The sequence below is a fragment of the Streptomyces sp. NPDC018031 genome, assembly GCF_044327625.1.
Classification (GTDB): Bacteria; Actinomycetota; Actinomycetes; order Streptomycetales; family Streptomycetaceae; genus Streptomyces.
This window is the reverse complement of record NZ_JBIRFT010000002.1, coordinates 64103-86835: the sequence shown is the minus strand read 5'-3', so window position 1 is coordinate 86835 and position 22733 is coordinate 64103. Positions and strand designations below refer to the sequence as shown.

Here is a 22733-nt window from a genome sequence, read left to right as displayed (position 1 = left end):
CCCGAGGCGGCGGACCGGCAACACGAAGGCCGGGCCCCTCGGGGACCCGGCCTTCGAACGCCCCGGCCGCGGACGGCCTCAGCGGATATCAGTCGAGGTAGTCGCGGAGCACCTGGGAGCGGGACGGGTGCCGCAGCTTCGACATGGTCTTCGACTCGATCTGGCGGATGCGCTCACGCGTCACCCCGTAGACCTTGCCGATCTCGTCCAGGGTCTTCGGCTGGCCGTCGGTCAGACCGAAGCGCATGGACACGACGCCGGCCTCGCGCTCGCTGAGGGTGTCCAGAACAGAGTGCAGCTGCTCCTGCAGGAGCGTGAAGCTGACCGCGTCCGCCGGGACGACCGCCTCGGAGTCCTCGATCAGGTCACCGAACTCGCTGTCGCCGTCCTCACCCAGCGGGGTGTGGAGCGAGATCGGCTCACGGCCGTACTTCTGGACCTCGATGACCTTCTCCGGGGTCATGTCGAGTTCCTTGGCCAGCTCCTCCGGGGTGGGCTCACGGCCCAGGTCCTGGAGCATCTGGCGCTGGACGCGGGCCAGCTTGTTGATGACCTCGACCATGTGCACCGGGATACGGATGGTGCGCGCCTGGTCGGCCATGGCCCGGGTGATCGCCTGCCGGATCCACCAGGTGGCGTACGTGGAGAACTTGTAGCCCTTGGTGTAGTCGAACTTCTCGACGGCACGGATGAGACCGAGGTTGCCCTCCTGGATCAGGTCCAGGAAGAGCATGCCGCGGCCGGTGTACCGCTTGGCCAGCGAGACCACCAGACGGAGGTTCGCCTCCAGCAGGTGGTTCTTGGCGCGGCGGCCGTCCTCGGCGATGATCTCCAGCTCACGCTTGAGCTTCGGCGCCAGCTTGTCCGAGTTGGCGAGCTTGTCCTCGGCGAACAGACCGGCCTCGATGCGCTTGGCGAGCTCGACCTCCTGCTCGGCGTTGAGCAGCGGGACCTTACCGATCTGCTTGAGGTAGTCCTTGACCGGGTCGGCGGTGGCACCGGCCGCGGCGACCTGCTGCGCCGGGGCGTCGTCCTCGTCCTCGTCGGAGAGGACGAAGCCCTGGCTCTCGCCCTCGCCCTCCGTGCCCTCGCCCGGCTTGCCCGGACCCGCGACGTCCTCGAGCGCCTCTTCGCCCTCGAGCAGCTCGTCCGCGTCCTTCTTGGCGGTGGTCTTCTTCGCGGCCGTCTTCTTGGCGACGGTCTTCTTCGCCGTCGCCTTCTTGGCCGTGGCCTTCTTCGCGGCGGCCTTCTTCGCGGGGGCCGCCACGCCCTCGTCGGCGCCGACCTCGTCCGCGGGGACGGCCGGAGCGGCGGCGGTCTTCTTGGCGGTGACCGTCTTGGCCGTGACGGTCTTGGTGGCGGTGCGCTTCGCCGGACTCTTCGCTGCGACGCTCTTGCGGGTGCGCTTCGGCGCTTCTGCGGCACTGACCATCAGCGTCACACCCTCCTCGTCGAGGATCTGGTTGAGGCTGCGCAGAACGTTCTTCCACTGGGTTGGCGGAATCTGGTCAGCCTCGAAGGCCCGACGCACGTCATCGCCGGCGATCTGCCCATCAGCCTTTCCCCGCTCGATGAGCGCCATGACAGACTCGGACTCGGCGATCTCCGGCGGGAGCGTACGGGATGTGCTGGCCGACACGAACAACCTCTCGGAATGATGGAAACGGCTTCCGGCTCCGTCCGCGATGGACCGGAACCGACGACCACCGGCAGGGATGACCGGCGGTATGGCGGAAGTGCAGGGGACTACAGCGTCGCGAACGACCTCCATATTCCCTCCGCGACTGCCACCTCTTTAGTCATCGCACGGCACCGGAGAGCGTTACGCCCAATTGTCGTGGCCCGAGTCACATGCCAAATCTGGACAAATGCCCACAGAAGCGAATAGACCGCAGGGTGTCGCCGAATCCACGGGACCGCCGGGGCCGGCCCGGGATCCGGCGACGCCACCCCGCGTACGTCCGCTGCCGTGCGCCTTCGCTCCGGAACGGAGGACGGCTCAGTGCTCGCGCGGGGCGGGCACCACGCGCTCGACCTCCGGGTGCACCGTGAGCAGCTGCCTCATCGCGTTCTCCGCGGCGCCGCCGTCCCCCGCGCCGACGGCTTCGACGATACGGCGGTGGTGGCCGATCCCGGCCTCACTCGGCCGGTCGCACCCGATGGACGGGCCGCCGGAGACATGGAGGGCGGAGGCCACGATGCCCGCGAGGTGCTCCAGCATCCGGTTGCCCCCGACCTGGAGGAGCAGGGCGTGGAACTCGGCGTCGGCGCGGGCGTAGGTCAGCGAGTCCGCCTGGGTCAGGGCGTGCCCCATGATCTCGACCATGTCCCCCAGCCGCTGCTGCACCTCCTCGCGGCCGTGCCCGGCGGCGAGGCGCGCCGCCAGCGGCTCGATGGTCCAGCGGAGCTCGCACAGCTCCCGCCGCTGGTCGTCCCGCTGGGGCCCGAACGCCCGCCACTCGATGATGTCGGGGTCGAGCAGATTCCAGTCGCTGACCGGACGGACCCGGGTGCCGACGTTCGGCCGCGCACTGACCAGCCCCTTGGCCTCGAGGACCCGCAGGGATTCACGGACGACGGTGCGGGAGACCTCGAAGCGCTGGCCGATCTCCTCCGGAACCAGCGGGCGGTCGGCGCCCAGATCGCCGGAGACGATCATCTGACCCAGCTGCTGAACGAGTTGGCCGTGCAGTCCACGGCCGCGGTTGCCGGTCGTGCGGCGCCCCACGCGCCCGATCTCCGCGTCGGAGCCGTCCCACGCGGGGGTGCCGCCTCGGTCGGCGCCGGCGGCGTCGGGGTAGGGGTAGCGGTCTAGCTCGCCCGAGCCGGCGAGGCCGGATTCGGCTGGACGAGCCGCGGTCATCGTGGTGTGCGCAAGGGTACTCACGCATCCTTTGTCGGCGACGCCTCCCAGACCCTTAGGGTCTTTGGTGAAAAGCACACGAAAGGGTGATCGACCATTACCTCACAATTGACGCCCAATCGGACAGAAACCGCCAGCCGCCGGGGAGTTGCGAGCAGTTGAGGCGAACGGGGCGCCTGCAGGGCCGTGATCTGCTTCCCTGCGGGCACTCCACGGGGCCGTGACGGTGCACTCCGGGCCCGGTCCCGCCCTCGCAACCACCGTGCGAACCGGCGGTTTTGCGCCATCGTTCCGACTGTTCGGACCGTCGGGTGATCAGATCTCCGGGCGGAGCATCGGCGGATTCAGCAGCGTCGCGCCGCCGGCCCGGAAGAGCTGGGCCGGACGGCCTCCTTGGCGAGTCGTGGTCCCGCCTGTCGGCACCAGGAAACCAGGGGTCCCGGTGACCTTGCGATGGAAGTTCCGGGGATCGAGCGCCACCCCCCACACCGCTTCGTAGACCCGCCGCAGCTCCCCCACGGTGAACTCCCGAGGACAGAAAGCGGTCGCCAGCGAGGAGTACTCGATCTTCGACCGGGCCCGCTCCACGCCGTCCGCCAGAATCCGCGCATGGTCGAAGGCCAGCGGCGGGGACACCTCGCCGTCGTGCCGGAAGGAGCCCTCCTGGTCGAGCAGCGACTCCACCGGAGCCCACCGGACGCTGTGCGCGTCGCCTCCGGGACGGGGCGCGGGCAGGTCGGGAGCGAGCGCCAGATGGGCCACGCTGACCACCCGCATCCGGGGATCACGCTGCGGATCGCCGTACGTGGCGAGCTGTTCGAGGTGGGCGGCGTTGGGGGGCGCGGGCAGCGAGGGCTCGTGGGCGAGCAGCCCCGTCTCCTCGGCGAGCTCCCGGGCGGCCGCGGCCGAGAGGTCCTCGTCCGCCCGGACGAACCCGCCCGGCAGCGCCCACCGCCCCTGGTACGGCGGCTCGCCCCGGCGGACGGCGAGCGCGCAGAGCGCATGCTTCCGCACGGTGAGCACGACCAGATCGACAGTGACGGCGAAGGGCGGGAAAGCCGACGGGTCGTAGGGCATGAGGCGATCATAGTCGTCTCCCTGACGATAATCAGGCGCTTCACGGGGCCTGGCAACAGGGGCGGGCCGGAGGCAGGGCGGGAACGCGCCGGGCCGGGCCGGTGGTCGGACTCATCGCCATTCCCGCCTCCCGGGACGGGGCCCGCTCCGGGGCCTCGGTGCCGGACGCCGACCGTCCCGGCTGCCCCGCGGGGCCCCCGGTCCGCTGGGGCCCGGGCGGGTCCGGCGTGACCTGCGACGGGCACCGGCCGCTCCCGGCGAAGGGGCCGCCCCGCCCCCGCCGGCGGACCCCTCCCCGGCACCGCCGTCGACCCCCGGGCCGCCGCGTGCCACTTCCTCGTGGACGGCGGCATGCAGCGCGTGGCCGACCCGCTCCCGGCGCAGGCACCGGCGCAGCCGTTCCGGGTCGAGCCCGTCGTTGCACGCCTGGTGCAGCAGCCTGGCGAAGAGGTAGCCGGGGTCGGCCCGCAGGGCACGGCCGAGGGCCACCCGTGCCGACGGCTCGTCGCCCGATGACCAGGCGACCCAGCCCGCGAGGGTGAGCGGCGCCGCGGCATGTTCGCCGTAGGAGCCGAGGCAGCGCCGGGACAGGGCCCGCCACAGTCGCAGCGCCGGCTCGGCGTCCGGCCCCTCCATCCACTCCGCGGCGCGGTCGCGCGTCACCCGGTCCTGGAGCCCGATGATCGCGGTCGCCGCGTCGGCGGCGGTGAGCAGGCCGTCGTCACGGGCGTCGGCCGCGACCGGATCGGCAAGGGGCGCCACGCCACGGAACCGGTCGAGCATCCCGCCCAGCAGCGCGAGGGTCTCCTCGCGCACGGTCGCGCAGTCGGCACCGTCGAGCATCCGGGGCACCAGCCCGGCCGCGGCATCGTCCAGCGCGCTCTCCTGCTCCGGTGCCCGGGACGGCGCCAGGGGCGCCAGGCGCGCCTCCATCTGCCGCAGCGAGCCGCGCACCGTGATGCCCGCGTAGGCGGCGGTGGCGGCCATCACGGAGGTGCCGGGGACGCCGAGCGGTGTGCCGTCCGCCGGGCAGCAGCGCCGGTCGGGGCAGCAGTAGGACCAGAAGCGGCCGTCGGAGACGCACAGCGCCTCGAAGACCGGCACGTCCAGGTCGCCGCAGGCGATCCGCAGCCGCTGCGCGAGCGGCCGCAGCCGCTCCATGACGTCCCGGGCCGAGGCTCCGGGCGACGGGTCCTGGCACAGGAAGAGCACCATTCCGTCCGGTCGTGCGCCGCGCCGCTCGCCGCCGGTGATCAGGGATTCCGCGAGCTGGGTGCTGACTTCCGGCCAGTCCTCCGGGGCCTGCGGGATGCCCATCCGCAGCCGCCCCCCGAACCGGCCCTGCGGGCCGTGCAGGGCGACCAGCACGATGCTGTCGTCCGGGTGGAAGCCGAGCAGGAACGGGAGGGCGTCGGCGAGTTCGGCCGGGCTGCGCAGCGTGATCTGCTCCCGCCCGGAGGGGCCGGTCGATGGGTGCGTCGATGCGTCGTGTCGAGTCATGGCACGACGGTCCCGTGCTCGCGGAAATCCCGCCAGGCCTGTGGATAACGTTATCCACAGGCCTGGCGGGGCGGTCGCGCGATGTCGGTGGCATCAGGTTGCATGGGGGCATGACCGACAACGATCTCCGCCTCTCGGCCGACCGCGTCCTCGCCCGCCTGGTCGGTGACAGCTCCGGCACCTCGCGCCTCCGGGAGGACCAGTGGCGTGCCGTGGAGGCGCTGGTCGCGCAGGGCCGCCGCGCGCTGGTGGTGCAGCGGACCGGCTGGGGCAAGTCCGCGGTGTACTTCGTCGCCACCGCGCTGCTCCGCGAGCGGGGCGCCGGCCCCACGGTGATCGTCTCGCCGCTGCTGGCGCTGATGCGGAACCAGGTGGACGCGGCCGCCCGGGCCGGGATCCACGCCCGCACCATCAACTCGGCCAACCCCGAGGAGTGGGAGACCGTCCAGGCCGAGGTGGCGGCGGGCGAGGTGGACGTGCTGCTGGTCAGCCCGGAGCGGCTGAACAACCCCGACTTCCGGGACCAGGTACTGCCGAAGCTGGCCGCCGCCACTGGCCTGCTCGTGGTCGACGAAGCCCACTGCATCTCCGACTGGGGTCACGACTTCCGCCCCGACTACCGCAGGCTGCGGACCATGCTGGCGGATCTGCCGCCCGGGGTGCCGGTGCTGGCGACCACCGCCACCGCCAACGCGCGCGTCACCTCCGACGTGGCGGAGCAGCTGGGCACCGGCCAGGAGGGGGCGGATGACGGGGACGGCACCCGCGCCCTGGTGCTGCGCGGTCCGCTGGACCGGAAGAGCCTGAGTCTGGCCGTGGTCGAGCTGTCCGACGCGGCCCACCGGCTGGCGTGGCTGGCCGATCACCTCGGGGCGCTCCCCGGGTCCGGAATCGTCTACACCCTCACCGTGGCCGCGGCCGAGGAGGTCACCGCCTATCTGCGGCGGTGCGGGCACACCGTCGCGTCGTACACCGGACGGACGGAGAACGCCGACCGTCAGCAGGCCGAGGAGGACCTGCTGGCCAATCGGGTGAAGGCGCTGGTGGCCACGTCCGCCCTGGGCATGGGGTTCGACAAGCCGGACCTGGGATTCGTGGTGCACCTCGGCTCCCCCTCCTCCCCCATCGCCTACTACCAGCAGGTCGGCCGTGCCGGTCGTGGCGTGGAGCATGCCGAGGTGTTGCTGCTGCCCGGGCGCGAGGACGAGGCGATCTGGCAGTACTTCGCCTCGCTGGCCTTCCCCTCGGAGGAGCAGGTGCGCCGCACGCTCGACGTACTGTCCGCCGCCGGGCGTCCGGTGTCGCTGCCCGCCCTGGAGCCGCAGGTGGATCTCCGCCGCTCCCGTCTGGAAACGATGCTGAAGGTGCTGGACGTGGACGGAGCGGTGCGGCGTGAGCGCGGCGGCTGGACCGCGACCGGCCGCCCGTGGGCCTACGACGCCCAGCGGTACGCCTGGGTGGCGCGCCAGCGCGAGGCCGAGCAGCAGGCGATGCGCGACTACGCCCGCACCACGGAGTGCCGCATGGCCTTTCTGCAGCGGCAGTTGGACGACGAGACCGCCGCTCCGTGCGGGCGGTGCGACAACTGCGCCGGTGCCCGCTTCACCGCCGACGTGTCCGCTGCGTCCCTGACCGCGGCCCGCGGCGAACTGGGTCGGCCCGGGGTGGAGGTCGAGCCGCGCCGGATGTGGCCCACCGGGCTGCCGGCGGTGGGTGTGGATCTCAAGGGCCGGATCCCGGCGGACCAGCAGGCGGCCACGGGCCGGGCGCTGGGCCGGCTCTCCGACATCGGCTGGGGCAACCGGCTACGGCCGCTGCTCACTCCGCAGGCGCCCGACGGGCCGGTTCCGGACGATGTGGCGGACGCCGTGGTGACCGTGCTCGCCGACTGGGCGAAGGGGCCCGGCGGCTGGGCGTCCGGTGCCGCGGACGCCCCCGCCCGACCGGTCGGGGTGGTCACCGTCGACTCGGTCACCCGCCCCCGGCTCGTCCGGTCACTCGGCGAGCGGATCGCCACGGTCGGCCGGATACCGCTCCTGGGCACCGTCGCCTACACCGGCGGAGCGCGGGAGAAGCAGTTGCCGCGGTCCAACAGCGCACAACGGCTGCGGGCCCTGCACGGAGCGCTGACGGTGCCGTCCGAACTCGCCGCGGCGCTGGCCGAGGCGGACGGACCGGTCCTGCTGGTCGACGATCTGACCGACTCGGGCTGGACGCTGGCGGTGGCTGCCAGGCTGCTCCGCCAGGCCGGGGCGAAGGGGGTGTTTCCGCTGGTCCTTGCGGTGCAGGGATGAAGCCCGGGGTGGTCCGCGGGCGGGAATATTGGCGGCGGACCACCGTATACCGGTCACCGGCTGCAATTGCTCGTTGCCGCAGGTCGTCCCGGCCGTAAGAATTGGAGGCGCTCCCCGCTCCGCTCCGCTTCGCCTCCGGATCCTCATGGCGGCGCCGCGGTGTGCGCACCGTGCCCGACGCCCTGCACGCCCCCAGGGCGCGCAGACGAAGGGGGACCGATGACCTTCGGCTTCTCTCCGCCGCTGTCCACCGACCCCGTGTCCCGCCTGGGACGGATACTCGAACCGGCCGAGTGGGCCTCGGCCGGGATCCCGCTGCTGCGCAACCCCCGCGAGATGGTCACGGGTCTGCACGCCCGGCACCTGCCCGCTCCTTCGACGGCCGTGGTCGCCGTCCTGGGCCCCGAGGAGGGGTTGGTGGCGAGCGCCTCCTTCACCCGGCAGGCCGGGCCGCCGGACGGCTGGGAGTCCCGCAAGGCGGTGCTCGCCCAGCTCCGCCGGGTCGTCCCGCACGACCTGCGCCGCCGCGCCCCGGTACGGACCGCCGTCCTGCTCTACTGCCGCGACGGGGACGGCGGGTGGACCGAGGAGGACGGTGCCTGGATGTGGGGGCTGCGCGACGCCTGCACCCTGCACGGGCTGCGCTGTGGGGCGTACATCACGCTGACCCGGGACGGCTGGCGGGTGCTGGGCGAGGGACGGGGCGGGCGCCGGCCGCACTCCGGCTCCGCACGCGCCTGGCCGGGCGTCTCCGCGGCGTCCGTCCGGGAAACCGCGGTGGAAGAGGCTCCGGCGGCCCCTGCCGCCACCGCGCGGCGGTACGGCGCGGCGCCCGAGGCGCTGCGACGCACAGCCGCCCGGTGACAAGCGGCTCCCGGAAGGAGACCGCCGGACACCGGGCGAACGGGGACGACCGGGACCGGGTTCAGACGCCGACCGTGATGAGCGTGTTGATCCGCTGCGGGTCACCGCAGACGACCAGCAGCGCACCGGCACGGGTCATCGCCTCGGGCAGCGCCCGGGCGATGGCCTGGTCGTCGCCTCCGTTGACGGCGACCACGACGACGGCACGGCCACCGAGGCGGGCTGCGTCGGCGGCGCCGTAGAAGACGTCGTCACCCGCCTCCTGCTGGGCCCAGTAGGAGGCTTCTCCGAAGGACAGCTCGTGAGCCGCCCACGGGTGCTGTTCACCAGTGGTGAGCACCAGGATGTCGCCGGGTGCTCGGCCGGAGTCCAGCAGCAGGTCGACGGCCTCGTCCGCGGCGTCCAGCGCACCGTCCGCCGCGGCGGGGATGAGCTGGATCTGCGGAGCGGCCGGCGCCTGGGCGGCGGGCGGTGCGGGCTTGGCCGTGTCACCCGCGGCGCGCTGCGCCGCGGTCACGGCCGGACCGCGATGCGGTCCCGGGGTGCCGGGCCGCCGAGGGGCGGGCCGGGGGCCGGGACCGGGGACGGGACGGGGGGTCGGCACGGTGCGGCCTGCGGCCGGCGTCGCGCGGGGACCCGGGACACTCTCGTGAATCTGAGGCTCCTCGGGGATGAGAGGCATGAGCTGATATTTATCAAACGTCGGTGCGAGTCGCATCGGCGGGTGGCGGAATAGTCCGCTCAGAAGTCGAAGCCGAGCTGGCCACCGGCTTCCATCGCAGCTGTTCCTGGGGCGCTGCGGCCCCGCTTGAGGTGCCGCCAGCGCGGCAGGGTGTCCAGGTAGGCCCAGGACAGGCGGTGGTGCGGGGTGGGCCCCAGCTCCTCCAGTGCGGCGCGGTGCACCGGCGAAGGGTACCCGGCGTTGTCTCCGAAGCAGAAGTCCTGGTGGTCGTCACCGAGTTCGGCCATCATCGCGTCCCGTCGCACCTTGGCGATCACCGAGGCGGCGGCGACCGCCACACAGCTCCGGTCCCCCTTGATCACGGTCCGCACCCGCCAGGGGGCGCCGAGGTAGTCGTGCTTGCCGTCGAGGATCACCGCGTCGGGCACCACGGGGAGCGCCGCCAGGGCCCGGGTGGCGGCCAGCCGCAGGGCCGCCGTCATGCCCAGCTCGTCGATCTCCGCCGGGGAGGAGTGGCCGAGGGCGTGCGCGGTGACCCAGGTCTCCAACTCACGCGCCAGATCGGTGCGCCGCTTGACGGTCAGCAGCTTGGAGTCGGTGAGCCCGGTCGGTGGGCGGCGCAGTCCGGTGACGGCCGCGCAGACGGTGACCGGACCCGCCCACGCGCCGCGTCCGACTTCGTCGATCCCTACGACGACGCGGGCTCCGGTGGTGGCGCGGAGGGAACGCTCGACGCGGTGGGTGGGCGGTTCGTACGGCATGGCATGAACAACACTACGCCGCCGCCTCAGGCGCTGTGCACCCGGAGCAGGGGCAGCATCACCCGGTCGACGATCTCCACCGCGTCCCGGTCGGTGACCTGGCCTCCGCAGAGCTTCGTGCGATACATCAGGAGGGCCGGCACCACGTCCTCGACCATGCCGCTCTCGGCGTCCGGGCGCACCTCGCCGCGGGCGATCCCGTTCTTCATGATCTCCCGGATGAGCCGCTTGCCCGGGGCGAGCACCTCCCCCTCGATGAACTCGGTGAAGCGCTCGGCGGCCCGGTGGTCGCATTCGTGGATCACGGCCCGCAGCGCGACCCCGGTCCGGGAGCGCATGGAGTCGAGCAGGGAATGGCAGAAACTGAGCAGGTCGGCGCGGAGGCTGCCGTGGTCGGGCGGCTCCGCCGGGCCGGGCAGCCCGGCCCGCAGCGCGTCGAGGACGAGTTCCTCCTTCGAGGGCCAGCGCCGGTAGACCGAGGCCTTGCCGGTCTGCGCGGCGGTGGCGACGCCCTCCATGGTGAACCCTTTCCAGCCGACCTCGGTCAGCTGGTCCAGTGCGGCGGCGAGGATCGCGCGCTCCAGTACGGGGCCGCGACGACGCGCGACCGGCTGCTGCGTACCGGCCGCTCCCCGTCCCGAACTGACCATAAATATCTCTCCGTTGCTTCTGATCCGGTTAACGCTTGCATCCGTCGCTCAGGGCTCACTAACGTCGATGAGGCAGTGAACGGGACCGTTCACTAAACCGTCTCAGAGGAAACCTTGTGACAGCCTCTCAGCTCATACCCGACAGGAAGCCCGGCGCGGCAAGACGAGAGGGCCGGCCCGGGATCGCCCTGACCGTCATCGCCGCCTGCCAACTCATGGTGGTACTCGACGCCACCATTGTGAACATCGCGCTCCCGCATATTCAGGACGCGCTCGCCTTCTCCACGACGGACCTGTCGTGGGTGGTCACCGCCTACACCCTCACCTTCGGTGGTCTGCTGCTGCTCGGCGGCCGGGCCGGCGACATCCTGGGCCGCCGACGGGTGTTCACCTTCGGCATCCTGCTGTTCACCGCGGCCTCACTGCTGGGTGGCTTCGCGCAGGAGCCCTGGCAGTTGCTGGCGGCGCGGGCGCTCCAGGGGGTGGGCGGTGCCATCGCCTCCCCCACCTCGCTGGCGCTGATCACCACGACGTTCCCGGAAGGTCCCGAGCGGAACCGGGCGTTCGGGGTGTTCGCGGCCGTCTCCGCCGGTGGCGGCGCGATCGGTCTGCTGGCCGGCGGCATGCTGACCGAGTGGCTCGACTGGCGCTGGGTGCTGTTCGTGAACGTGCCGATCGGCATACTGATCGTGGTCCTCACGCCGGTCTACATCAGCGAGTCGGAGAAGCACACCGGGTCCTTCGACATCTCCGGCGCGCTCACCTCCACGCTGGGCATGGCGGCACTGGTCTACGGCTTCATCCGGGCTTCCGAGGACGGCTGGGGGGACGGCCTGACCCTGGCGTCGTTCGCGGCGGCCGTGGTGCTGCTGGCGGCCTTCGCGCTGATCGAGAAACGGGCGCGGGAGCCGATCACTCCGCTGCGGATGTTCACCGACCGCAACCGCGCCGGAACCTACATGATCATGCTGAGCCTGTCGGCGGCGATGTTCGGCATGTTCTTCTTCATCGTGATCTACGTGCAGAAGGTTCTGGACTACAGCCCGATCGCCGCGGGCGTCGCCTTCCTGCCGGTCAGTGCCGCGATCGTGGTCTCGGCGGGCCTGGCACAGCAGCTGCTGCCGATGTTCGGCCCCAAGCCCTTCATCGTGGTCGGTTCGGCCATCACCTCGGGTGCCATGATCTGGCTGGTGTTCCTGGAGCCGGACAGCTCGTACGTGGGCGGGGTGCTCGGGCCGATGCTGCTCTTCGGTCTGGGCATGGGTCTGAACTTCGTCACCCTCACCCTGACCGCGGTCTCCGGGGTCAGCCAGCACGAGGCGGGTGCCGCCTCCGGTCTGCTCAACGCCATGCAGCAGGTGGGCGGTTCGCTGGGACTGTCGATCCTGATGACGCTGTTCACCTCGGCGAGCGAGGACGAGGCGGAGAAGCAGATGCCGTCCTTCCTCAAGGAGGCGACACCGGAGCAGCTGGCCGAGGCGGAGAAGACCAAGGAGCTTCCCGCGCCGTGGGGCAACCAGGTGCTGGCCGAGGGTGTCTCGACGTCCTTCATCGCGGCGGCGGCGCTGGTGGTCCTGGCCCTGGTCATCGCCGCGGTGGTCATCAAGGTGCGCAAGAGCGACCTGGACGCGCTCAGTGGTACCGCATCCGGAGGCGGCGGCCACATGGGCTGAGAGCGGATCAGGCCCCCGGCACGCCGCAGCGCACGCCGGGGGCCTGGTCCGAAGGGGGACCGACGGTCAGCCGCCGGCGGGCCGGGGCAGCCACTCCGGGAGCGACTCGGTGCCGGCCAGCCAGGCGGCCGGGGGCGCGCCCGACGGCGCCGCCGCCACCACGCCGCCCGCGATGGCGCAGGTGGTGTCGACGTCTCCGCCGGCCTGGGCGGTCGTCCAGAACATCTCCTGATAGGAGCCGAGGTGGCGGGCGGCGGCCCAGAGCGCGAACGGCACGGTGTCGTGCGCGCTGGTGCGGCGGCCGCAGCCGAGCACTGCCGCGACGGTGCCCGGGTCGCCGTAGTCGAGCATGTCGCGGGCCCGGCGCAGCCCGGCCTGGACGGCACTGCGGGGCACCAGGGCGACCACGGCGTCCAGCAGCGCCTCGGGCCCGTCGGGCCCGTCCGGGTCGGCCACCAGTGCCGCCGCCGCGGCGACGGCCATGGCCCCGGCGACCGCCTCCCGGTGCTGATGGGTGGTGTAGGCCGAGATCTCCGCCTGGTGGGTGGCCTGCTCGGCGTCCCCCGCGTACCAGGCGCCGAGAGGAGCGATCCGCATCGCGGCGCCGTTGCCCCAGGAGCCCTGCCCGTTGAAGAGGGCCGCGGCGAGCTCGCGCCAGTCGCCGCCCTCCCGGATCAGTCGCAGCATGCGGTTGACGGCCGGGCCGTAGCCGCGGTCGAAGTCGTGGTGGGTGGCGAAGGACTGCGCGAGCGCGTCCTGGTCGATCCTGCCGTGAGTGGCCAGGACGGCCAGGATCGAGCAGGCCATCTCGGTGTCGTCGGTCCACTGCCAGGGAGCGGGCGGCAGTTCGCGGCGGGACAGCGAGGGGTAGTTGACGGGTACGAAGAACTGGGAGCCGAGGGCATCCCCCACGGCCAGCCCCCGCAGGCTGGCGAGGGCGCGGGCGAAACGGTCGTCGGTCATCGCTGCGAACTTTAGCCGGTGAAGCCGTACGGCTCCGGTGTGCACCAGCGCTCGAACGGCCGGTCGAGGTGGTAGCGGCCGTCGGCCCCGAGGATCAGGGCACGGGTCTCACCGTTCCCCGGGTTGGACAGTGATTCGAACTCGGCCACGGTCCAGTGCAGCCAGCGCATGCAGAACAGCCGCATGGTGAGGCCATGGGTGACCAGCAGGACGTTGGGCGGATGGGCGGGGTCCTCGAAGCTCCGCCACAGGCTCTCCAGGAAGGCGCCGACCCGGTCGTAGACGTCGGCCCCCGACTCCCCCTGCGCGAAGCGGTAGAAGAAGTGCCCGTAGGCGTCGCGGTAGGCCTTCTGCCTGCGCACGTCCTCCCGGTCCTGCCAGTTCCCCCAGTCCTGCTCCCGCAGCCTCGGCTCCTCCCGGATCCGGGTCCGGGACGGGTCGAGGCCGAACAGCCGGAGCGTCTGGTGGGTGCGGCGGTAGGGGGAGACGTAGACGGAGATCCTCTCCTCGCCGAACACCTCACGCAGCCGTACGCCCGCCTCGGCTGCCTGCTGCCGGCCCAGCGGGGTCAGGCCGAGGGCGTGATCGGGTCGGCGCTCGTAGACCGTGTCGTCGAGGTTCCCCTCGGATTCACCGTGTCGGACGAGGACGATGCGCCGCGGTCGTGCCATGCCGCCACACTAGATCGCCCGCGCCCCGGCCGTCGCCTCCCGGGTGGTGCCGGGCACCGGCCGGCCGTTGCGTATCTCCAGGACCTCGCCGCGGAACCTGCTGCGCAGCAGCCGGTCGTGGGAGACCAGCACCAGTGCGCCGGTCCAGCTTTCCAGGGCCTGCTCCAGCTCCTCCACCAGGCCGAGCGCCAGATGGTTGGTGGGCTCGTCGAGCAGCAGCAGATCCGCGGGGCGGGCCAGCAGCCGGGCGAGCGAGAGCCGGCGGCGCTGCCCGGCGGACAGGGACCCCACCGGCAGATGCAGATCCCGGGCGTGGAACAGCCCGTAGGACAGGAGTCGCTCGGCGTGCTCCTCGGGGGTGCCCGGGAGCCCGCGGCCGAACGCTTCGAGCAGCCGCTCCGCCGGCCGCCCCACCGGGATCTCCTGGGCGAGGAACCCGATCCGGCCCCGGCGGAGCACCCGGCCTTCGTCGGGTTTCACCAGTCCCGCCACGACCCGCAGCAGGGTGGACTTGCCGGCGCCGTTCGCACCGTGCACCAGCAGTCGCCGGCCGGCCTCGATGGTGAGCCGCTCGACCGCCAGCCGGTCGCCCACCCGCACCCCGGCCAGGTCCACCAGCGTCCCCGCGGAGGTGCCCACCGCGGGCCGGGCCGCGAACCTCAGCGGCTCGGGCGGCCTGGGGACCGGGTTCTCCCGGAGCCGCCGGAACCGTTCCTGGGCGTTGCGCACCCGGCTGGACACCGAGGCCTGGACACGGCCCTTGTCCCGGTCGTAGGCCATCTTGTTCCCGTCCTTCCTCGCGCGGCCGGGTGCGACCCGCTGCGCGGCGCCGACGGCCGTCTCGGCGAGCGCGGTGGTCTCCGCGCACCACTGCTCGTACTCCTGTTCCCAGCGGCGACGGGCTGCGGCCTTCTCCGCGGTGAACCCGGCGTATCCCCCGCCGTACCGGACAAGGGTGCGGCGATCGGCGTCCACCTCGACGATGGCGGTGGCCACCCGCTCCAGGAACAGCCGGTCGTGGGAGACGGCGATGACGGTGCCGGGGTGTGCGCGGAGCGCGTCCTCCAGCCATCCGAGGGTGGCCCCGTCGAGATGGTTGGTCGGCTCGTCCAGCAGCATGACCTCGGGCGAGGCGGCGATCAAACAGGCCAGCCCCAGCCGGGCCTGCTCCCCTCCGGAGAGACTGCCGAGGATCCGGTCCCGGCCGATGTGCGCCAGCCCCAGCCCGTGCAGCGCCTTGTCCACCCGGGCGTCGGCCTCGTACCCGCCGCGCGCCTCGAACACGGTCAGCAGCTCGCCGTAGGCGGCGAGGGCGCCGCCGTCGCCGCGGGCGAGGGCTGCTTCGAGTTCCCGCAGCCGGCTCTCCATGGTCCTCAGCTCGGCGAGGGCGAGGTCGATCGCCTCCCGCACCGTGCGGTCGGCGGGAAGTTCGGGGGTCTGCGCCAGATGTCCGGCCCCTCCCTCGGCGAGCGTGGTGGCCACGCCGTCGTCCGGTTTGTGCTTGCCGGAGAGCAGCCGGAGCAGGGTGGACTTCCCGGCGCCGTTCTCCCCGACGATGCCGATCCGCTCACCGGGTCGGACGGAGAAGGACACGTCGTCGAGGAGCAGCCGGTCCCCTCGGGAGACGGTGACGTTGCGCAGCGAGACCTGGGTGGGCATGAGGAACCTCCGGCGATCGGTGGCGGGGTGAACGGCCCCGCCGGAATCAAATGCAACTCATGTCGCGTTACGCTGATGATGACACGATGCCACTGACTAACGCAACAGGAGTTGCAGTTGACCGAGGAATCCCCCGCCCAGGCGCCGGGTACCGTCCGCCCCGGCGGACGCACCGCCCGCACCCGCGCCGCCGTCCGCGACGCCGTGCTCACCGGGCTGAGCGAACACGGCTACCCCGGGCTGACCGTCGAGTACGTCGCCGAGCACTCGGGCGTCCACAAGACCACGCTCTACCGGCGCTGGGGCGGCGTGGAAGGGCTGGTCGCGGACGCCCTCGACCTGGCGGGCGAGGACAGCTGGACCCCACCCGACACCGGCAGCCTCGAAGGGGATCTGCGCGCGCTCGCGCACGAGGTGGTGGACACCTTCGGTGATCCCTCGGCGGCCGCCGCGCCCACCGCGTTCGTCGCCGCCGCTTTCCAGTCCGAGCAGGCCGCGAGGGCCCTGCGTGCCTTCTACGGCGAGCGGTTCGCGCGCTGCGGGACGATGCTGGACAGAGCGGTCGAGCGGGGGGAGATCCCGGCCGGCAGTGACGGGGCGGCGGTCGCCGGCGCCGTCTCGGCGCCGCTGTTCTTCCGCGCCTTCGTCACCCGGGAACCGCTGGACGCGGCGCAGGCCGACCAGGCGGCCGCCGCGGCGCTCGCCGCCGTGCGCGCGGGGGCCTACCGCCCCGCGCGTCCCCGGTGACGGTCCCGCCGACCGCCGGTGGCGCCCCGCGTGCCGCCTCCGGTCATGGCCCCGCCGCGCCGGAGTCGGGTCCGCTCAGACCGTCCAGGCCGGCTCGAGGCTCACCACGTCACCGGCGATGGCGGCCACGTCCGCCTCGGTCTGGGCGCGCAGGGCGAGCCGCTCCACCCGCTCGGTGCGGTACTTGCCGTGCTCGGCGGCCGAGTTCCACATCGACAGCACCAGGAACTCGGCTCCGGGCGCCTCCCCGAAGATCCCGCGCAGCATGCCGGGCGACCCGGCCATCGCCGGGTTCCACACCTTCTCCTGGACATGGACGAAGTGCTCCACCCGGTCCTCGTGCACCCGGCAGTGCGCGATGCGCAGCACGTCCACGTCCGTGAACTTCGGCTGGAACCCGACCTTCACGTCGAAGCGGTGCTCGAAGAGCCGGACCTGGGGGTCCTTGTAGGTTCCGGACTGCGCGGCCGCCAGCCGGTCATGGGAGCGCGCCATGAAGGAGTCGTAGAGGGCGCGGCTCTCCCAGAAGCCGAATATGTGGGCCACCGACTCGCGCCGCTGGCTCCAACCGCCGCCCTGCCCACGGAATCCCGGTTCCCCGAGCAGCCCCGCCCACTTCCGCTGCCCGCGCTCGAAGCCACGGCGATCGACCACGGTGCAGCGAATCCACTTGACCAGCACCGCGCTATCGTACGGCCCCGCCGGTTCCGCCGCGGCCCCGCCGGAACCGGCTCCACCCGGACACCGCGCCGTCTCCGGCGGCCGGTTCGGTCTTCCGGCCGGCGCCGCGTCGGGCACGCCGAGCCGCCGGCCGGCCGGGCGGAGGCGTTCCGGCTCCTTCCGGTGGCCGCGGGCCCGGTGCGCGCCGCCGGCCGGAGGGGCCACCGGACCGGACACCCCAGGTGCCCGGCGGCGGCGGGCGGAGGGACCGGCCCCCGCTACTGCGCGGGGTCGATGGGGGTCAGGACGCCGAACGCCTCCTCGACGGCCTCCGCGGCGGACAGACACAGGTCTTCCCGGTAGGCGCGCCCGATGAGCTGGACCCCGCGGGGCAGGCCGTCGGCGAGGCCGACCGGCACCGCGACCGCCGGCACCCCGGCGAAGCTGGTCGCCGAGCACAGCCGCATCGCGGTGGCCACCAGGTCGTGCCCGTCCCGGTCCCGGGACTCCAGGCCCGGTTCCACCGGCGGTTCGGTGAACACCGGGCCGAGCACCAGCGGATAGCGGTCCAGGAACTCGGCCCACGAGCGCCGCACACCGAGCTGCACGCCGGGCAGCCGCAGGTACCCGTCGAGGTCGACGGCGGGGGTCCGTTCCATCGACATCTCGATATAGCGATGTCCGCCCTCACCGAGCAGGGTCCGCAGCACCGGCCACTGCCGGCTGAACTCGGTGATCGTCAGCTGGCCATAGGCGGTGAGGGCGTCGGCCAGCCGCGGTACGTCGTCGACCTCCTCCACCGCGTACCCGGCGCGGTCCAGGACGTCCGCCGCGTCGCGTACCGCGCTGCGGACGTGCGGATGCACCCCGAGGCCGCCGGGGTCGGTGACGACCGCCACCCTGACCGGCCCGGGCAGCGGTTCACCGCGCACCGGCGCAGGCACCGCGCGCGGATCGCGCGGGTCGGGTCCGGCCAGCGCCTCGAACGCGGTGCGCAGGTCCGCGACGGTGCGCGCCAGGGGCCCGTCGACCACCAGCGTCTGGGCCGCCAGCGGCGGATCCTCCGCCCCGATGCGGTGGTCCGCGGGGAAGCGCCCGAAGGTGGGCTTCAGGGCCGCCACCCCGCAGAAGGCGGCCGGGATGCGGACCGAGCCCCCGGAGTCGTTGCCGAGGCCGATGCCCGCCATGCCGGTCGCCACCGCCACGCCGTCGCCGCCGCTCGTCCCGCCCGGGGTCACCCCGCGGTCCCACGGATTGACGGTGTCGCCGAAGAGTTCACTGCGGCTGTGCATGCCCGCCAGGGTCAGTGTCGGCATGTTGCTGTGCCCGATCGGGATGGCGCCCGCGGCGCGCAGCCGGGCCACCGGCGGCGCGTCGGCCGGCGCCACGAGGTCCCGGAAGCGCGGCGCGCCGTGTGTGGTGGGGACGCCGCCGATGCCGATGCTCTCCTTGACGGTGAAGGGCACCCCGGCGAGCGGCCCCGGCTTCTCGCCGGCCGCCAGCCGCCGGTCCAGCTCCGCGGCGTCCTCCCGTGCCCGGTCGGCGAGCAGCTGGGTGACCGCGTTCACGGCCGGATTGACCTCGGCGATGCGCTCCAGATGGCTCTCCACCACCTCCGCGGCGCTCACCTCGCCCCGGGCCACGGCCGCGGCCAGCCCGTTCGCCGCCATCTTCCACAGCAGGTTTCCCATCCCGGCTCCTTTTCCGATGCGCTTGCATCACATCGTAGACTGGCAACCGATACAAGCGCATCGCCATAGTCCGGAGGCCGGGATGCCCAAGCAGGTCGACCACGAGGAGCGGCGCCGCCTGATCGCGGAAGCGGTGTGCGGGCTCGCCGACACCCACGGGCTGGAAGGGGTCACGCTGCGGGACGTGGCCGCCCGGGCCGGGGTGTCGATGGGTGCGGTCCAGCGGTGCTTCCGCACCAAGGAGGAGATGCTCGCCTTCGCCCTCGGACACATCGGGGAACGCGTGGCGGGCCGCGCCCGGGCCCGGATCACCGGTTCCCCCGCGCAGTCGGCGGGCACCGCCCTCGCCCACACCGTCACCGAGGTCTCGCTGCTCGCCGACGAGCACCGGGCGGAGGCCCGGGTCTGGCTGGCGTTCATCGCCCAGGCGGCCGTCTCCCCCGGGCTCGCGGAGATCATCCGCCGCAACTACGCCGCGCTGCAGGACGTCTTCACCCGCCTGGTCGCCGAGGCGGCCGGCCGGCCGGACGCCGACCGGGAGGCGCGGGCGCTGCTCGCCCTCGCCGACGGGCTGACCACCCATGTGCTCATCGGGCATCTGTCGTCGCAGGCCGCCCTGGAGGTCCTCGACGGACACCTGGCCCGGCTGCTGGCCGACGCGCAGCCCCCCGCCCGGGAGTCCTGACGGGCCTTCCGGCGCGCCTCACCGCCCGCCCGCGGCACGGCGCCGCCCGATGGATGCGCCCCGCCCGGAACACGGCGCCGCCCCGACGCGCCCCGCACCGAACACGGCGCCGCCCGATGCGCCCGCCCCGGGCACGGTGCCACTCGGCACCGGTCCGCCCCCGGTTCGGCACCGCCCGACGACGGCCCGCCCCAGCTCGGGACCGCGCACCGGCGGACCGCACCCGGCACGGTGCCGGGGGCGCCGCCGGACCGCCCCGGCGGCGGGCATGGCGAAGGGGACCGACCACGGTGGTCGGTCCCCTTCGTCAGCCTTCGGCCGGGTGCGGGCCGGTGCCGGACACCGCGTCCGGCGCCGGCCCGCCCGGCATCAGCTGCAGCCGCTGGTGGAGCCGCAGCCCTCGCAGATGTAGCAGCTTCCGGCGCGCTGCATCTTGGTGCCGCAGGAGAAGCACAGCGGCGCGTCCGCGCTGATGCCCAGCTGCATCTCGACCAGTTCGGCCGAGGTGTGCGCCTGCTTGGGCGCCGGGGCGGCCACCTGCTCCGGCCGCGGCGCGGCCACGGCCTTGAGGGTCTCGGTCTGGCGCGGGGCGGACTGGGCCAGACCCTCGACGTCCATCTCGTCGTCGGACGGTTCGTAGGAGCCGGTCTCCAGGTGCCGCTGCCGCTCCTCGGCCGAGTGGATGCCCAGGGCGGAGCGGGTCTCGAACGGCAGGAAGTCCAGCGCCAGGCGGCGGAAGATGTAGTCGACGATCGACTGCGCCATCCGCACGTCCGGGTCGTCGGTCATGCCGGCCGGCTCGAAGCGCATGTTGGTGAACTTCGAGACGTAGGTCTCCAGCGGCACGCCGTACTGCAGGCCCACCGAGACGGCGATGGAGAAGGCGTCCATCATGCCCGCGAGGGTCGACCCCTGCTTGGACATCTTGAGGAAGACCTCGCCCAGGCCGTCGTCCGGGTAGGAGTTGGCCGTCATGTAGCCCTCGGCGCCGCCGACCGTGAAGGAGGTGGTGATCCCGGGGCGGCCCTTGGGGAGGCGCTTGCGCACCGGGCGGTACTCGACGACCTTCTCGACCGTCTCACGGATGGTGGCCTCGGCCTTCTCCGTGATCTCGGCCTTCTCCTTCTCCTTGGTCTTGGCGGAGAGGGGCTGGCCGACCTTGCAGTTGTCGCGGTAGATGGCGAGCGCCTTGACGCCCATCTTCCACGCCTCGAAGTAGACCTCCTCGACGTCCTCGACCGTGGCCGTCTCCGGCAGGTTGACGGTCTTGGAGAGCGCGCCGGAGATCCACGGCTGGATCGCCGCCATCATCCGGACGTGGCCCATCGCGGAGATGGAACGCTCGCCCATGGCGCAGTCGAAGACCTCGTAGTGCTCGGTCTTCAGGCCGGGGGCGTCGACCACGTTGCCGTGCTCGGCGATGTGGGCGACGATCGCCTCGATCTGCTCCTGCTGGTAGCCCAGGCGGCGCAGGGCCTGCGGGACGGTGCCGTTCACGATCTGCATCGAGCCGCCGCCGACCAGCTTCTTGAACTTGACCAGCGCGAGGTCCGGCTCCAGGCCGGTGGTGTCGCAGCTCATGGCCAGGCCGATGGTGCCGGTGGGCGCGATCACACTGGCCTGCGAGTTGCGGAAGCCGTGCTTGGCACCCAGCCGCAGCACGTCCTGCCACGCCTCGGTGGCCGCGGCCCAGATCGGGGTGTCCAGGTCGTCCATCCGCTTGGCGGCGGCGTTGGCGTCCGCGTGCTGCTTCATCACGCGCTGGTGCGGCTCGGCGTTGCGGGCGTACCCGTCGTAGGGGCCGACCACGCCGGCCAGCTCGGCGGAGCGCCGGTAGGAGGTGCCGGTCATCAGCGAGGTGATGGCGCCGGCCAGGGCGCGGCCGCCCTCGCTGTCGTACGCGTGGCCGGTGGCCATCAGCAGCGCGCCCAGGTTGGCGTAGCCGATGCCCAGCTGGCGGAAGGCGCGGGTGTTCTCATCGATCTTCGGGGTCGGGAAGTCGGCGAAGCAGATGGAGATGTCCATCGCGGTGATGACCAGCTCGACGACCTTGGCGAAGCGCTCGGAGTCGAAGGACTGGCTGCCCTCGCCGTCGTCCTTGAGGAACTTCATGAGGTTCAGCGAGGCGAGGTTGCACGAGGTGTTGTCCAGGTGCATGTACTCGCTGCACGGGTTCGACGCGGTGATCCGGCCGGACTCCGGGCAGGTGTGCCACCGGTTGATGGTGTCGTCGTACTGGATACCGGGGTCGGCGCAGGCCCAGGCGGCCTCGGCCATCTTCCGGAACAGGGACTTGGCGTCGACCTCCTCGATGACCTCACCGGTCATCCGGGCACGCAGGCCGAAGCTGCCGCCGTTCTCCACGGCGGTCATGAACTCGTCGTTCACCCGGACCGAGTTGTTGGCGTTCTGGTACTGGACGGAGGTGATGTCGTCGCCGCCCAGGTCCATGTCGAAGCCCGCGTCGCGCAGCGCGCGGATCTTCTCCTCTTCCTTGACCTTGGTCTCGATGAAGTCCTCGATGTCGGGGTGGTCGACGTCGAGCACGACCATCTTGGCGGCCCGGCGGGTGGCACCGCCCGACTTGATGGTGCCGGCGGAGGCGTCGGCGCCGCGCATGAAGGACACCGGGCCGGAGGCGTTGCCGCCGGAGGACAGCAGCTCCTTGCTGGAGCGGATCCGGGAGAGGTTCAGGCCGGCGCCGGAACCGCCCTTGAAGATCATCCCCTCTTCCTTGTACCAGTCGAGGATGGACTCCATGGAGTCGTCGACGGAGAGGATGAAGCAGGCGCTGACCTGCTGCGGCTGGGGCGTGCCGACGTTGAACCAGACCGGGGAGTTGAAGCTGAAGATCTGGTGCAGCAGGGCGTAGGCCAGCTCGTGCTCGAAGATCTCCGCGTCGGCCGGGGAGGCGAAGTACTGGTGGTCCTCGCCGGCCTTCCGGTAGGTCTTCACGATGCGGTCGATGAGCTGCTTCAGACCGGTCTCGCGCTGCGGTGTGCCGACCGCCCCGCGGAAGTACTTGCTGGTGACGATGTTGACCGCGTTCACCGACCAGAAGTCGGGGAACTCGACGCCACGCTGCTCGAAGTTGACCGAGCCGTCGCGCCAGTTGGTCATGACGACGTCACGGCGCTCCCAGACCACCTCGTCGTACGGATGCACGCCGGGGGTGGTGTGGATGCGCTCGATGCGCATGCCCTGACGGGCGCTGGCCTTGCTGCCCTTGGAGCGGGAGCCTCGTGCCGGGCCGCTCGTCGTCTCTGTCATTCCGCCTCCCTGTACGGGCGAAA

18 protein-coding genes are annotated in these 22733 nt (G+C 72.5%); 5 read left to right on the top strand and 13 right to left on the bottom strand.

Features of this window, described 5'->3' with window-relative positions; all coding sequences use genetic code 11:
* Nucleotides 1-88 precede the first annotated feature (88 nt).
* The 4 genes from ACH4B3_RS06725 to ACH4B3_RS06710 all read right to left on the bottom strand — a co-directional run bounded on the left by ACH4B3_RS06725 (nucleotide 89) and on the right by ACH4B3_RS06710 (nucleotide 5440).
* Nucleotides 89-1639, bottom strand: coding sequence for an RNA polymerase sigma factor (locus ACH4B3_RS06725; RefSeq protein ID WP_398461667.1), 1551 nt, complete (start codon nucleotides 1637-1639; stop codon nucleotides 89-91).
* A 360-nt stretch (nucleotides 1640-1999) separates the two neighbouring features.
* The gene (locus tag ACH4B3_RS06720; protein ID WP_398461666.1) at nucleotides 2000-2941 is read right to left on the bottom strand and encodes a FadR/GntR family transcriptional regulator; all 942 of its coding nucleotides are present in this window, start codon (nucleotides 2939-2941) and stop codon (nucleotides 2000-2002) included.
* A gap of 237 nt (nucleotides 2942-3178) precedes the next feature.
* Nucleotides 3179-3940 carry an NUDIX domain-containing protein gene (locus ACH4B3_RS06715; protein ID WP_398461665.1) on the bottom strand — a complete coding sequence of 254 codons (762 nt, stop codon included), beginning with the start codon at nucleotides 3938-3940 and terminating at the stop codon, nucleotides 3179-3181.
* 111 nt (nucleotides 3941-4051) lie between these two features.
* Nucleotides 4052-5440, bottom strand: a complete 1389-nt coding sequence (locus ACH4B3_RS06710) for a DUF4192 domain-containing protein (RefSeq protein WP_398461664.1) — start codon at nucleotides 5438-5440, stop codon at nucleotides 4052-4054.
* Nucleotides 5441-5550: 110 nt separating this feature from the next.
* Between ACH4B3_RS06710 and ACH4B3_RS06705 the strand changes: the two genes are divergently transcribed.
* Nucleotides 5551-7734, top strand: a complete 2184-nt coding sequence (locus tag ACH4B3_RS06705; protein ID WP_398461663.1) for a DEAD/DEAH box helicase — start codon at nucleotides 5551-5553, stop codon at nucleotides 7732-7734.
* 219 nt (nucleotides 7735-7953) lie between these two features.
* Nucleotides 7954-8598: a hypothetical protein gene (locus ACH4B3_RS06700; protein ID WP_398461662.1), complete on the top strand. Its 645-nt coding sequence runs from the start codon at nucleotides 7954-7956 to the stop codon at nucleotides 8596-8598.
* A 61-nt stretch (nucleotides 8599-8659) separates the two neighbouring features.
* Here the strand turns inward: ACH4B3_RS06700 and ACH4B3_RS06695 are convergent, their stop codons facing one another.
* Genes ACH4B3_RS06695 through ACH4B3_RS06685 form a run of 3 tightly spaced genes read right to left on the bottom strand, consistent with a single transcriptional unit; the run spans nucleotide 8660 to nucleotide 10691 of the window.
* A complete protein-coding gene (locus tag ACH4B3_RS06695; protein ID WP_398461661.1) occupies nucleotides 8660-9280 on the bottom strand; it encodes a hypothetical protein in 621 nt (206 codons plus the stop codon).
* A 59-nt stretch (nucleotides 9281-9339) separates the two neighbouring features.
* Nucleotides 9340-10041 (bottom strand): ribonuclease HII, encoded by a 702-nt coding sequence (locus ACH4B3_RS06690; RefSeq protein ID WP_398461660.1) that lies wholly within the window; start codon nucleotides 10039-10041, stop codon nucleotides 9340-9342.
* Between the two features lie 26 nt (nucleotides 10042-10067).
* The gene (locus tag ACH4B3_RS06685) at nucleotides 10068-10691 is read right to left on the bottom strand and encodes a TetR/AcrR family transcriptional regulator (protein ID WP_398461659.1); all 624 of its coding nucleotides are present in this window, start codon (nucleotides 10689-10691) and stop codon (nucleotides 10068-10070) included.
* Nucleotides 10692-10807: 116 nt separating this feature from the next.
* Between ACH4B3_RS06685 and ACH4B3_RS06680 the strand changes: the two genes are divergently transcribed.
* Nucleotides 10808-12364 (top strand): MFS transporter, encoded by a 1557-nt coding sequence (locus ACH4B3_RS06680; RefSeq protein ID WP_398461658.1) that lies wholly within the window; start codon nucleotides 10808-10810, stop codon nucleotides 12362-12364.
* Nucleotides 12365-12430: 66 nt separating this feature from the next.
* Here the strand turns inward: ACH4B3_RS06680 and ACH4B3_RS06675 are convergent, their stop codons facing one another.
* From ACH4B3_RS06675 to abc-f, 3 genes are read right to left on the bottom strand one after another with little or no spacing between them, the layout of a single operon-like run.
* Nucleotides 12431-13327, bottom strand: coding sequence for an ADP-ribosylglycohydrolase family protein (locus ACH4B3_RS06675; protein ID WP_398461657.1), 897 nt, complete (start codon nucleotides 13325-13327; stop codon nucleotides 12431-12433).
* Nucleotides 13328-13338: 11 nt separating this feature from the next.
* Nucleotides 13339-13998, bottom strand: a complete 660-nt coding sequence (locus ACH4B3_RS06670) for a histidine phosphatase family protein (RefSeq protein ID WP_398461656.1) — start codon at nucleotides 13996-13998, stop codon at nucleotides 13339-13341.
* Between the two features lie 9 nt (nucleotides 13999-14007).
* Nucleotides 14008-15657 carry a ribosomal protection-like ABC-F family protein gene (gene abc-f, locus ACH4B3_RS06665; protein WP_398461655.1) on the bottom strand — a complete coding sequence of 550 codons (1650 nt, stop codon included), beginning with the start codon at nucleotides 15655-15657 and terminating at the stop codon, nucleotides 14008-14010.
* Between the two features lie 117 nt (nucleotides 15658-15774).
* Between abc-f and ACH4B3_RS06660 the strand changes: the two genes are divergently transcribed.
* Entirely contained in the window at nucleotides 15775-16404 is a 630-nt protein-coding gene (locus ACH4B3_RS06660; protein WP_398461654.1) for a TetR/AcrR family transcriptional regulator, read from the top strand.
* A 75-nt stretch (nucleotides 16405-16479) separates the two neighbouring features.
* Here ACH4B3_RS06660 and ACH4B3_RS06655 read toward each other — a convergent pair whose 3' ends face one another.
* Together ACH4B3_RS06655 and ACH4B3_RS06650 are read right to left on the bottom strand one after the other, a co-directional pair.
* On the bottom strand, nucleotides 16480-17085 hold the full coding sequence (locus tag ACH4B3_RS06655) for a YdbC family protein (RefSeq protein WP_398461653.1): 606 nt from the start codon (nucleotides 17083-17085) through the stop codon (nucleotides 16480-16482).
* Between the two features lie 257 nt (nucleotides 17086-17342).
* Entirely contained in the window at nucleotides 17343-18755 is a 1413-nt protein-coding gene (locus ACH4B3_RS06650; protein WP_398461652.1) for an amidase, read from the bottom strand.
* Nucleotides 18756-18837: 82 nt separating this feature from the next.
* Here ACH4B3_RS06650 and ACH4B3_RS06645 point away from each other — a divergent pair, with 82 nt between their 5' ends.
* Nucleotides 18838-19440: a TetR/AcrR family transcriptional regulator gene (locus ACH4B3_RS06645; protein WP_398461651.1), complete on the top strand. Its 603-nt coding sequence runs from the start codon at nucleotides 18838-18840 to the stop codon at nucleotides 19438-19440.
* A gap of 369 nt (nucleotides 19441-19809) precedes the next feature.
* Here ACH4B3_RS06645 and ACH4B3_RS06640 read toward each other — a convergent pair whose 3' ends face one another.
* Nucleotides 19810-22710 carry a vitamin B12-dependent ribonucleotide reductase gene (locus tag ACH4B3_RS06640; RefSeq protein ID WP_398461650.1) on the bottom strand — a complete coding sequence of 967 codons (2901 nt, stop codon included), beginning with the start codon at nucleotides 22708-22710 and terminating at the stop codon, nucleotides 19810-19812.
* Nucleotides 22711-22733: the final 23 nt, after the last annotated feature.

What these genes read in the sequence shown, in the direction of transcription:
- ACH4B3_RS06715 (WP_398461665.1), bottom strand. Translation starts at nt 3,940, where the DNA reads ATGCCCTACGACCCGTCGGCTTTCCCGCCCTTCGCCGTCACTGTCGAT.
- ACH4B3_RS06710 (WP_398461664.1), bottom strand. Translation starts at nt 5,440, where the DNA reads ATGACTCGACACGACGCATCGACGCACCCATCGACCGGCCCCTCCGGG.
- ACH4B3_RS06705 (WP_398461663.1), top strand. Translation starts at nt 5,551, where the DNA reads ATGACCGACAACGATCTCCGCCTCTCGGCCGACCGCGTCCTCGCCCGC.
- ACH4B3_RS06700 (WP_398461662.1), top strand. Translation starts at nt 7,954, where the DNA reads ATGACCTTCGGCTTCTCTCCGCCGCTGTCCACCGACCCCGTGTCCCGC.
- ACH4B3_RS06695 (WP_398461661.1), bottom strand. Translation starts at nt 9,280, where the DNA reads ATGCCTCTCATCCCCGAGGAGCCTCAGATTCACGAGAGTGTCCCGGGT.
- ACH4B3_RS06690 (WP_398461660.1), bottom strand. Translation starts at nt 10,041, where the DNA reads ATGCCGTACGAACCGCCCACCCACCGCGTCGAGCGTTCCCTCCGCGCC.
- ACH4B3_RS06685 (WP_398461659.1), bottom strand. Translation starts at nt 10,691, where the DNA reads ATGGTCAGTTCGGGACGGGGAGCGGCCGGTACGCAGCAGCCGGTCGCG.
- ACH4B3_RS06675 (WP_398461657.1), bottom strand. Translation starts at nt 13,327, where the DNA reads ATGACCGACGACCGTTTCGCCCGCGCCCTCGCCAGCCTGCGGGGGCTG.
- ACH4B3_RS06670 (WP_398461656.1), bottom strand. Translation starts at nt 13,998, where the DNA reads ATGGCACGACCGCGGCGCATCGTCCTCGTCCGACACGGTGAATCCGAG.
- abc-f (WP_398461655.1), bottom strand. Translation starts at nt 15,657, where the DNA reads ATGCCCACCCAGGTCTCGCTGCGCAACGTCACCGTCTCCCGAGGGGAC.
- ACH4B3_RS06650 (WP_398461652.1), bottom strand. Translation starts at nt 18,755, where the DNA reads ATGGGAAACCTGCTGTGGAAGATGGCGGCGAACGGGCTGGCCGCGGCC.
- ACH4B3_RS06645 (WP_398461651.1), top strand. Translation starts at nt 18,838, where the DNA reads ATGCCCAAGCAGGTCGACCACGAGGAGCGGCGCCGCCTGATCGCGGAA.
- ACH4B3_RS06640 (WP_398461650.1), bottom strand. Translation starts at nt 22,710, where the DNA reads ATGACAGAGACGACGAGCGGCCCGGCACGAGGCTCCCGCTCCAAGGGC.